Origin of the sequence: Microcystis sp. LE18-22.4A (assembly GCF_027531105.1) — a bacterium.
In the GTDB taxonomy this organism is placed as follows: domain Bacteria; phylum Cyanobacteriota; class Cyanobacteriia; order Cyanobacteriales; family Microcystaceae; genus Microcystis; species Microcystis aeruginosa.
In genome coordinates, this window is record NZ_JAPZRB010000398.1 from 21,499 (window position 1) to 28,536 (window position 7,038).

At 41.2% G+C, this 7,038-nt stretch carries 7 protein-coding genes; 1 reads left to right on the forward strand and 6 read right to left on the reverse strand.

Annotated elements, in window-relative coordinates; all coding sequences use genetic code 11:
• Positions 1 to 18: 18 nt before the first annotated feature.
• Positions 19 to 1,545, reverse strand: coding sequence for a ferredoxin:protochlorophyllide reductase (ATP-dependent) subunit B (bchB, locus tag O9295_RS17745; RefSeq protein ID WP_190720241.1), 1,527 nt, complete (start codon positions 1,543 to 1,545; stop codon positions 19 to 21).
• Positions 1,546 to 1,700: 155 nt separating this feature from the next.
• Positions 1,701 to 2,297: a nucleotide-binding protein gene (locus O9295_RS17750; RefSeq protein ID WP_079209259.1), complete on the reverse strand. Its 597-nt coding sequence runs from the start codon at positions 2,295 to 2,297 to the stop codon at positions 1,701 to 1,703.
• A 183-nt stretch (positions 2,298 to 2,480) separates the two neighbouring features.
• On the opposite strand from O9295_RS17750, the gene O9295_RS17755 reads away from it, so the two are divergent.
• Positions 2,481 to 2,837, forward strand: a complete 357-nt coding sequence (locus O9295_RS17755) for a 4a-hydroxytetrahydrobiopterin dehydratase (protein WP_288034234.1) — start codon at positions 2,481 to 2,483, stop codon at positions 2,835 to 2,837.
• Positions 2,838 to 2,850: 13 nt separating this feature from the next.
• Here O9295_RS17755 and O9295_RS17760 read toward each other — a convergent pair whose 3' ends face one another.
• The 4 genes from O9295_RS17760 to O9295_RS17775 all read right to left on the reverse strand — a co-directional run bounded on the left by O9295_RS17760 (position 2,851) and on the right by O9295_RS17775 (position 6,086).
• Positions 2,851 to 3,438: a prepilin-type cleavage/methylation domain-containing protein gene (locus O9295_RS17760; RefSeq protein WP_190720244.1), complete on the reverse strand. Its 588-nt coding sequence runs from the start codon at positions 3,436 to 3,438 to the stop codon at positions 2,851 to 2,853.
• 223 nt (positions 3,439 to 3,661) lie between these two features.
• Positions 3,662 to 4,135: a tRNA (cytidine(34)-2'-O)-methyltransferase gene (locus O9295_RS17765; RefSeq protein WP_288034235.1), complete on the reverse strand. Its 474-nt coding sequence runs from the start codon at positions 4,133 to 4,135 to the stop codon at positions 3,662 to 3,664.
• 178 nt (positions 4,136 to 4,313) lie between these two features.
• Entirely contained in the window at positions 4,314 to 4,649 is a 336-nt protein-coding gene (locus O9295_RS17770) for a hypothetical protein (RefSeq protein ID WP_079209262.1), read from the reverse strand.
• A gap of 393 nt (positions 4,650 to 5,042) precedes the next feature.
• Entirely contained in the window at positions 5,043 to 6,086 is a 1,044-nt protein-coding gene (locus O9295_RS17775; protein ID WP_288034236.1) for a DNA cytosine methyltransferase, read from the reverse strand.
• Positions 6,087 to 7,038 lie beyond the last annotated feature (952 nt).

A 7,038-nucleotide genomic window follows, 5' to 3' on the forward strand; every position in this document is an offset into this window, starting at 1 on the left:
TTCAGCCCCAAGAAATAATTAAGCTCCTACGGATTCTTTAGCCGCATACATTACCTCTAAAGTTATTTCACCAATACCTCGCTCCCGGGCGAATTTTTCGGTATTTCGTTTAACTTTCCCCCGCACAAAACCGGGTATTTTCTGTAATTCTGCCGTCGCTTCCTTATTCCAATTTAGGTCAGAATCTGCCGAGATACCTTTAGTAATTACCTCTTTTGTATCATGACCACCGAATATCTCTAATAGGTGATCTTCCATACCCAAAGTAAAGGAATTATAGACCAAATCGGCGATCTGATTAGTGCCTTCGTAACCTAAGAAAGGTTTATAACCGAGGGGGAAATTTTGGATATGAATAGGTGCGGCAATTACTCCACAGGGAATATCTAAACGTTTGCCCACATGACGTTCCATTTGAGTACCAAATATCGCCGCAGGTTCCAACCGAGCAATAGCATCTCCTATCGCCCCATTATCATCACTAATTAACACTTCATCGCAATATTCACTCACTTGTTCCCGGAACCAATCCGCGTCATACTTGCAATAAGTACCCGCTAAAACCACATGGATTCCCATCTCTCTGGCGAGAATTTTTGTCATAGCGGCTGCGTGGGTATTATCACCAAAAACCACCGCTTTTTTGCCCGTTAAATTCTGACAGTCAATGGAACGAGAAAACCAAGCAGCTTGGGAGATATGCAGAGTTTGTTCATTGATAAAATCTTCGTAATCTACTGCTGCACCTTGGGGATTAATTACCTCTTGGATTTTGCGAATACAGCGCGCTGTTTCCACTACTCCCATGGGGGTAATATCAACGTAGGGCATAGCGAATTCGCTTTCGAGATATTTGGCTGTCATTAATCCCACCTCTCGATAGGGAACCAGATTAAACCAAGCGCGGGGCAGATTTTTTAAGTTGTCCACCGAGGCAGCTTCGGGAATAATTTCGTTAACTTCAATGTCCAAATCTGCCATTAACCGCTTTAATTCCGTGCGATCATGTTGGTTATGGAAACCGAGGGTGGTAATACCGATAATATTAACCGAAGGTTTAGGGGTTTTCTGCGAGATAATTTCCCCCTTTCTCTGGGCCTTATCGAGATAATATTTGATAATTTGATAGAGAGTTTTATCGGCCGCTTGTAGTTCATTATAGCGGTAGTGGTTGACATCGGCCAGCAGCACATCCCCCTCGGCATCCTGTCGCGCTCTTTCGACAAAGTTTTGTAAATCCTCTTGGAGAATGCTGGAGGTACAGGTGGGGGTTAAAACGATTAAATCGGGACTTTCTTCGCGATCTTTGCGAACAATATTATCGACGACTTTTTCTTGGGAACCCCGGGCTAAAACATTACGATCGACAATACTAGCAGTGACGGGGGTAAAATTACGCTCCCTTTCCAACATCGAGCGCATGACGTTAAAATAATCGTCTCCCAGAGGAGCGTGCATGATAGCATGAACATTTTTAAAGGAACTGGCGATCCTTAAAGTGCCAATATGAGCGGGACCCGCATACATCCAATAGGCCAATTTCATAGAGGGTTCTCCTACAGTCAGACTTTTTTGATTGTCTCAGACTTTACCGATTTAGGAGTGAACGCTTAACGGAAGATTACAAAAAGTCCCCATGCAGATTAAGTATCTTTTTGGGGAAAAATGACACAAATATTAATATTAACTTTTTTAACAATTTATGTCATTAGGGCCAAAATTTCTTTACCGACCGCTTGGTAACAAAGCCAACCGAAATTCGACCGGGGGTCGGGATAATCTTTGACGATGACTCCCTTTTCGGCCGCTCGTTCAAAAGCAACTAAACGGGGAATTTCTCGCTTAAATACGGGTAATTTTGCTTCTTCTAGAGCTTTCCGCGCTTCTCGTCCTGTTTTTGTCCGTGAATCCACTTGGGTTAAAAGAACTCGATAATTATCGGTCATCTTGGACAGCAATTCTACCGCTTTAATCGTGACATCGATATCGAGATGATTGGGAGTGGTGGGTAGGATTAATAAATCGCTGCCCTGAGCTAAATCTTTTAACTCGTCTGGCTCCGGCCGGGCCTGGGTATCGACAATAATATGAGTGTATTGTTTCACCAGTCCCGTCGCTCCAGCTTGGGACGCTACCATAAAAGGAAGGGTGTCTTCCCGGGACCAATGGAGAGCCGAACGATTTTTATCCGCATCGATCAATAAGGTGGGTGCTTTTTCCTGAAAATAGGCGGCCAGATGAATCGATGTGGTGGTTTTCCCGACCCCTCCCTTCAGTGCTACGACGGAAATAATCATGAACGGCTCGATGGAATAAATGGGTATTTTCTAGTGTACTCCCAGACGGACTGAAAACCGTCTAAGTTTCCCCTCAGAAAAGCTATCGGTCAGAATTGTCGATTTTTGAGCGTGGCTCTCTCGACATTATGCTCTCCCGATCGATCACTTTTTCCGCTCACCACAACTACGGCAGCGTCTTCAATGTTGAACCAATTCTTAGCAATAGCGATCGCTTTCATGATTGGGTTAACTGGTCAATTAGTCCTCTCTTTACCCGCTACTCGTTTATCCGATCGAGAAATCTCTCAACAATTACAGACTATCCCGGGTTGGCAGTTACGAGATCAACGGATTGAAAAAACTTTTAAATTTAACAATTTTATCGAAGCGATCGCTTTTGTTAATCGCTTAGTTACTCCAGCTGAATTCCTAGGTCATCATCCTGATATTACCATCAATTACAATCGCGTTACTCTTTCCCTCACTACCCATGACGTGGGAGGTTTAAGTAACTTAGATTTTGATTTAGCTCAACAAATCGATCGCCTGATTCCCTAGTTTTAAATCAGCTTTAACCCACACAGCTATCATCTTGACGAATATCCCAACTACCATCAACACGGAATAAAAATAAACAGCGTTTGTCGGGTGTACCGGAAGCAACTAAAGTAATTCTGCCTAACTGTCCCCAAGAACCCCCTAACCCCCCCTTTGTATCGGCCCAACTAGCGCGATAAATTGTCCCTTGATTACCGACAGGTCCACTAACTCGGCGTAGGGTAGAATTATCAGTATCGATGCTAACACCACGAGTGATGGGAGTCCAATCGGTGACATTTTCACATTCGTCTCCTTGTACTTTTGCCACTTTAATCTGTTCTGTTTCACTTGCTGCCATGCACAAAGATAGGGGATGAAAACCTTCTCCTGTGGCTTGATAACGGGTATGTTTCCACTGTTGTGATATTTCAAAGGTGGCGATATTTAAGCGAATCCAAGCCATTAAACGATGATAAACAGAAAGGGCAAGAGTTAAGAGAATTCCTAATAAAATTAGGGTAACTAACATCTCGACTTGAGTTAAGCCAGAGCTGGATTTTTGCCGATTAAAAAGCTGTAAATTGCGAAAAGTATTGGGAGAAAGGTCGAAGATATTCATGAGCCTCATCTTGCCTTTTTATTTTCAATAAATTATGGGATTAGAAAGGAGCAACAATTAATTTGCTCTAGGATAATCCACATAATTTCTTGCTGTTATTACGGACAAAATTGACGGCGATCGCATTTTTACCGCTACGGGCAAAAATCAGCTAAATAAAAGCAATTTTCTAATTTTTTGGTCAATTCAGTTTATTTGCTCTGTTTATAAGCTAAATGTCCCGCTAACGAATAAATCCCAATTGTCGTCTGGCCTCAAATAATCCGATTGCCACACTAACGGAAAGATTTAAACTTCTCACCCCCGGTTCCGCCATGGGAATATAAACTGTATGATCACATTGATTTAATAAATCTGCCGGAATACCGTCGGTTTCACTGCCAAAAAGTAGCCAATCTCCGCTTTGATAGCTGTATTCCACATAACTACTGCTGCCGCGCACAGTAAACCCGATCGCCCTTCCGCCGCTCTTTTGTTGATAAGCACAGAAGTCATCAACTGTCAAGTGGTACATAAGTTTTACATAAGGCCAATAATCTAAGCCGGCGCGCTTCAGATAGCGATCGCTAATTTCAAAACCCAAGGGACCAACTAAATGCAATTCTGTCCTCGTTGCGGCGCAGGTACGGGCAATATTCCCCGTATTTGGCGGAATTTGCGGATTGATTAAAACCACTCGTAAAATCGCTTCAGTCATCAGTTATCAGTTATCAGTTATCAGTTATCAGTTATCAGTTGACTGTTTACAGCAAAAAACTCCCCACCTCTCAATTGATAATTCATAATTTATAATTTATAATTCCCACTTCCCATCTCCCTTGGGTGAGGACTAACTATACTGGATTCTGCCCCACCCTAGTCAAACTTATTTTAATTTAATTGGGATAACTATCCATACTCAACGGAACTAGATCGCCATAGATCGTCAAACCTAACAACATTGTTTCATTAGCGGGGATTAACTTGCCTGTAAGAGCGCAAATCTCATTTTTTCTAGCTGTAGCGTTAAATACTGCCCTTATATCGGTGGCACAAAACTGAGGTCGATAATCTCCTGATTTTTGCTGAACGAAATTCCATAAGACATCGCGAATGAGTGCTTGATAACCTTGATTGCCGGAAATCTCTTTCAGCTTGTCTTTGAGGACTCTTTCCAGACGAATGCTGGTGACTTCCATATCGGTAGTGGTGGTGCGTGTGATTGTCCGCATAATTTTTTCTCCCGAATACTAAAACCTATTGGTGTTACAAGTGTAGTATAAGAAAGATACCTTTAACAAGCACAACCGGCGAAACCATCACCTCTTTTGCTCTTTTTATTTTTGTCTCATGCCTATTTTTCTCATTTTTGAACTCTCGAAAATTAATTAAGTAGGGAGGCACAATTATTTGTAGGATGGGTTAGCGGTAGCGTAACCCATGCGGGCGTTGGGTTTCATGCTTCAACCCAACCTACGTTCATCTTATATTTAATTCCACCCACCCACTTATGTAACAAGTCCACTGTTAATCCAGTGAGAGTCGAGCATAAACAGCGATCATATTGATCAAATAATAACTATTCTTAATATACCCAAAACCCTAGAAAAAATTGTTATTGTTCCTCAGATTGACAATAGTTCTAATTGTCTCCCCTGTAGGTCTTGAATGCAGATATTTTCTTGAGAATCTCTGGATAAATCTAAAGCTTTAATCACCTCTTTTGCCACTGCTTTTACCACGGGAATAGCCACAGAATTACCGAACTGTTTATAAGCTTGGACATCGCTGACAACAATCTGAAAACTATCGGGAAATCCCTGTAATCTTGCCCATTCTCTGGGGGTCATTCTGCGGACGAATAATTTATTTACTTCTCCCTTAATGCGAGTAACGGGAGTAAAATTAGTCAGTCTTTGATCGATAACTAAATTTCTTTCTTTTCCCATACCTCCCACCACAATAGCATTAGCGATACCATCGGGAGAAATAATCTCATAACCGAAACCATTACCTTTATGTTGGTGTCTAGCTTTGTGTTTAAACAAAGTTTCTAAATACTGATTAGAGAGATAATATTTAACGCTGACTTCCTTTTCTTCTAGAATATCTTTGAGACAAGTTTCTTGATGGGTTGGTTGAGGATAGGAAAAATGGTAAATATTTAAATCCTCTCGAAAACCGACGATAAAAATTCGGGGACGGTTTTGAGGAACCCCAAAATATCTGGCATTTAAAATCTGGGGACTAGGGACAAAATAATGCAAATCCTTTTCCAGTATATCTAAAATAGTTTTTAAAGTTTTACCTCGATCATGGTGGACTAAACCCTGGACATTTTCTAAGATAAAAGCTTTCGGTTTCTTTTCGTGTAGGATCCGGGCAACTTCAAAAAATAAGGTTCCGCGTGCATCTTCAAAACCGTGTTTTCTGCCGGCGATACTAAACGCTTGACAGGGAAACCCGCCACAGAGTATATCATGATCGGGGACAGTTTTTGTCTCTAATTTTCTGATGTCTTGATTATCGGGTAAATGACCATAGTTAGCCAAGTAAACCTTTTGGGAGTGAGGATCGATTTCCGAGGAAAAAACGCATTGACAACCGAGATTCTCTAGGGCGATTCTAAATCCTCCTACACCGGCAAATAAATCAATAAAAGTCCACATATTTTCTCTATTCTACGCTTTAGTTTTGATCCCTGAGACGATATTAAACCGGCTATCTTAGATTTTAGTATAAATGCTCGAATCTTTCTCGCCACTTCCCCCCGCAACGCGCACGAAGTGGTCTCCCCACTCCCCTATCTCCCCATCTCCCCTGTCCGCGTAATTTTTTTCTCCCAAATACTAAACAGATTGATGTTACAAGTGTAGGATAAGAAAGATACCTTTAACAAGCATAACCTAGAAACCATGACCTCTTCTGCTCTTTTTATAGCAGGAAGTTTTCCTTTTGGGGAGTCGGTTGTCAGCAGTCGATACCAAATCAGTTTACACTTCGTCTTGATGAGAAACGCTATAAGTAGCCGACGATAAATCCGACATTCCGCACATCTTCATATACTTTTATATATTTTTACATTCCCCAAGATGTTTTGACGAAAAAGCTTCATTGTAGAAACTACTATTGAGAACATTTTCAATAATTGATTTTTTCTGAGAAAAAAAATTACAATTCTTCACCTTGATCAAAATCAATCATTGTAGCTATAGTCCCTACTAAGTATCTAGGCACAATTAATTACACATCTAAGCCACTACTCCGTCAGACTTCTGATGTGAGGAAACAGTGAACTGAAAACTCAAATCCGATCCCTAATAGCTGTATCCCGTCTCCCGTCTCCTGTCTCGGAGTCTCCTGTCTCCTGTCTCGACTAGGAAATTAATTTTGCACGACTACTTAGCAATGGGTTTTAAGCAAAATATTAGTAAAAATTATCAATTGAATGTTAAGAAGTGCGGAAAGTGGGATAAATTTGGTTCTTCGTTACTTGGTATGGTTCGATAGGGGGGCATAAATCGACTAAATCCTTATCTGGCAAGAGACTTAATTGATTAGTTCGCTCTAGAGCAAAAACAATTGACAAAAATCGCTAAATGCCTTTCTATATAAGGGTTC